This is a genomic window from Bacillus sp. P4_D3, from assembly GCF_056401855.1.
This window is the reverse complement of sequence record NZ_JBFUIN010000574.1, coordinates 1-1,982: the sequence shown is the minus strand read 5'-3', so window position 1 is coordinate 1,982 and position 1,982 is coordinate 1. Positions and strand designations below refer to the sequence as shown.

Sequence of the window (1,982 nt, the reverse complement as noted above, 5' to 3'; positions counted from 1 at the left end):
CTTTTACCTCTTTTTACTGTATTTTGTATAGAAATTTCTGATAATATAAAGGTAGAATTTTAAAACAAAGGGGAGAAATGGTTATGAAGCTAGTCGTAATTAATGGTACACCAAGAAAGTTTGGAAGAACTCGCGTGGTGGCAAAATATATTGCAGATCAATTTGAAGGGGAGTTATACGATTTAGCAGTAGCGGAATTGCCTATATATAATGGAGAAGAATCACAACGTGAATTAGAGGCAGTAAAAAAATTAAAAGCTTTAGTGAAAGCTGCAGACGGTGTAGTACTATGTACACCAGAATATCATAATGCGATGAGCGGAGCGCTGAAAAATTCGTTAGATTACTTAAGTAGCAGTGAATTCATCCATAAACCTGTCGCATTGCTAGCAGTTGCTGGAGGAGGTAAAGGGGGAATAAACGCATTAAATAGTATGCGCACTGTCGCTAGAGGCGTTTACGCAAATGCAATCCCAAAACAAGTAGTACTTGATGGATTACATGTGCAAGATGGTGAACTTGGAGAAGATGCAAAACCATTAATTCATGATTTAGTTAAAGAATTAAAAGCATATATGAGCGTATATAAAGAGGTGAAAAAACAATTAGGAGTTGAGTGATATGTCCTCTCTTTATCATGATTCTCGTTTGTATTACATTCTAGGAGCCAATAGTTTATCTGCTATTGGTTCTGGGATTGTTATGATTACGATTCCATGGCTATTGATTAGGGAAAGTGGAGGAGAGACGACATTTGGTTATGTTTCTATCGTTGCAACTCTCATAATGTTTTTATTAACGCCATTTATTKGGCAAAGTATAGATCGTTTTTCAAGAAAATATTTGTTGTTATGTAACGAAGGTATCGGGATAGCGATTATAGGAATGATGGCTATTTGGGGATTTTCTGGGCAATCATATAATTCTATTCATTACATTATTATTTATATAGCGGGTTCTTTCTATTATCTATTATTCTATCCTACAATTTTTGCATTCAACCAAGAAATATTTCAATCTGAGCATTATAAAAGTTTAAGCGGCACGATGGAAATACAAGGACAATTAACGCAAGTTATTTCAGGGGCAGCTGCTAGCTTTTTAATTGAGATCATTTCTTTGAAATGGATCTTGTTAGTAGATATGTTAACTTTTGCAGGAGCATTTTTTCTTTTCTTATGTATACCGTATGTAAAGAAAAAAGAAGTAAAACGGAAAGTAACATTTAAGAAGCAATTGTTCGAAGGTATTCATTTTATGAAAAAACGTCCTAAGTTCTTTTGGTTTTTACTTGCCACTTATATGCCGTTTATCGGTGTTATGATGGCAAATTATTTAATCCCAGTTTATATTTCAGATATACTCAAAGCTAGTGCCTCTGTATACGCGATAGAAGGTATGATGTATGGTGTAGGGGCTGTTATTGCGGGAATAAGTATTCCAATCATGATGAAATATGTCAAAATAGAAGTTTCAATCGTTATGACGATGTTTATTTATGTAATTTCAATTACCGCAATGATTATTGAGCCTTCCATTATGTTATTATATGGACTTGCGATTTTTCATGCGATTGGAAATGCTGGAACGAGAGTGGCGAGAAATGTATTGATGATGGAAGAAATCCCAAATGAATTAATGGGACGTGTGGACAGCTTATTTCGACTAATTGGTACAGGAATTCGAATTGTATTATTAATGTTGTTTACGGCAGGCGTATCTAAAGCTGGGGTAATGATCCCGTTTTACGTACTAAGCTTTATATTGATCCTATCATTAGGGATTGCTTTTTATTATGTAATTTCAAAACGTAAAATGAAAGCGAATGTGTCTAATAAATCAATTGTTTAAAAAATACTTCTGCCTCCTTTTCTTTTTCTATATAATAAAAAGAAAGGGAGTGTTAACTTATTTATGAACAAATGGATATTGCTTATAATCTTATTACTACCTCCGCTATACATCATTTATATGACGATTCG

The 1,982-nt window shown here is 33.7% G+C and carries 2 protein-coding genes; both read left to right on the top strand.

From position 1 onward, the window contains the following. Positions 1–83 precede the first annotated feature (83 nt). Positions 84–620, top strand: coding sequence for an NADPH-dependent FMN reductase (locus AC1DTM_RS24220; RefSeq protein WP_002119042.1), 537 nt, complete (start codon positions 84–86; stop codon positions 618–620). Position 621: 1 nt separating this feature from the next. After that, complete coding sequence (locus tag AC1DTM_RS24215) at positions 622–1,851, top strand: MFS transporter (protein WP_477001081.1); 1,230 nt, start codon at positions 622–624, stop codon at positions 1,849–1,851. Positions 1,852–1,982 lie beyond the last annotated feature (131 nt).

Coding starts and splice junctions, on each gene's coding strand:
- AC1DTM_RS24220 (WP_002119042.1), top strand. CDS start 84: ATGAAGCTAGTCGTAATTAATGGTACACCAAGAAAGTTTGGAAGAACT.